This is a genomic window from Nonomuraea sp. MTCD27, assembly GCF_041950495.1.
In the GTDB taxonomy this organism is placed as follows: domain Bacteria; phylum Actinomycetota; class Actinomycetes; order Streptosporangiales; family Streptosporangiaceae; genus Nonomuraea.
The window spans coordinates 1-1,349 of the sequence record NZ_JBGNUW010000069.1 but is presented as its reverse complement, the minus strand read 5'-3'; the positions used below and the strand labels follow the sequence as shown (position 1 = coordinate 1,349).

Annotated in this window: 1 protein-coding gene; it reads right to left on the bottom strand. The window is 69.4% G+C overall.

The genetic code is table 11. The features are described 5' to 3' along the window. Positions 1-17 precede the first annotated feature (17 nt). Positions 18-1,202: an ISAs1 family transposase gene (locus ACBJ59_RS62745; protein ID WP_375119387.1), complete on the bottom strand. Its 1,185-nt coding sequence runs from the start codon at positions 1,200-1,202 to the stop codon at positions 18-20. Positions 1,203-1,349 lie beyond the last annotated feature (147 nt).

The window sequence follows — 1,349 nt, the reverse complement described above, 5'->3', positions numbered from 1 at the left end:
CCAGGGCTGAAGCGTTCTCATGTCGTGAGACCGAGTAGTTGAAGACCGTCGGCTGGGTGGCTGCGGTAGTGGTCGGTGGCAGCGGCGATGTTGGTCCAGCCGAGCAGGCGTGCCAGGCCGATGGCCAGGTTGCGGAGGCTGGCCAGGACGCGGGGAGCTGCTCCGGTCCGGGCCCGGCAGGCGTCTTCGCGGTAGGTGACGTCGCGGATGTGGTGCAGGGCCTCGATGCTCCAGTGGCCGCGGATCAGCGCGGCGAGCTGGGCGTGCGTGATGCGGCCCGGTGGGAGGCTGGTGATCGCGTAGATCGTGACGATGGTGGTCTTGCCGGTCCTGCGGTCGGTACGGCGGCGTTTGACCTGGATGGCCTGGACGGCGTGGGGAAAGGGCAGGCCGGGCCGGACAGTGCAGATCTTCATGCGGCGGATCTCACGGCGGCCGTGGCCTTGCTCGTCGGTGCGGTCGTTCAGGACGGCGTCGCGCCAGGGCAGGGCCTTGAGCCGGCGCAGCAGCGTGGGCTGGTTGCCTTTGACGATGAACAGGTAGTGGCCGCCGGCGGCGGCGATGTGCCGGGCGTGGTCGTGCTGGGTGTGCAGGGCGTCGGCGGTGATGACCATGCCGGTCAGGTCCAGGTCGCGCAGCAGGGGTGTGAAGGCGGGGATCTCGTTGCTCTTGGCCTCGACCTGGCGTTGGGCCAGGACGGTCTGGGTGTCGTGGCGGATGGCGGCCAGGAGGTGGACCGCGCCGCTCGAGGTACGGCTGCCGCGCAGGGTCTTGCCGTCCACGGCCAGGCCGAGCAGGGGTGTTCGGGTGTTTGTCGTCGTCTCGGGCGGTTGGCAGGCAGTCAGCGCGGCAACGTAGCCGCAGGTCGCGGCGTCGAAAGCGTCGCCGTCCAGACGGGCCAGCAGCCGTCCCAGGGTCGAGGCGGCCAGTCGCATGGAGGGCGGAAGGCCGAGCCGGGTGCGCGTGTCAGGGTCGTATCCGGCGATGAATCGGGTGATCTGCACCAGTGATGTTGCTCCGCTGAGGACGGCGAGCAGGGCTAAGGCGAGCAGCGGCCCGAGTCGATAGCGGCGCCCGCGGCGGCAACGGGGGTCTGGGACAGCGTGGAGTACCTCGGTCAGGGTGGGCAGGTCGACGGTGGCGTCGGTGAGGGTGACGTGCTCCAGGTGGCGGGAGAGCACGTCGATCGGGGATGATGGCACGCGAACGCGGCCCCTGTTCTTGATCGACTGGCTAGACACCGACGATCATCAGGGGTCGCGTTTGTCATCTCCGCACCGGGGCGCTCCTACTCGGCCACTCGACCCAGGGGTGCAGCAGTCTCATCAGCCGAGAACGCAACGGCCTTG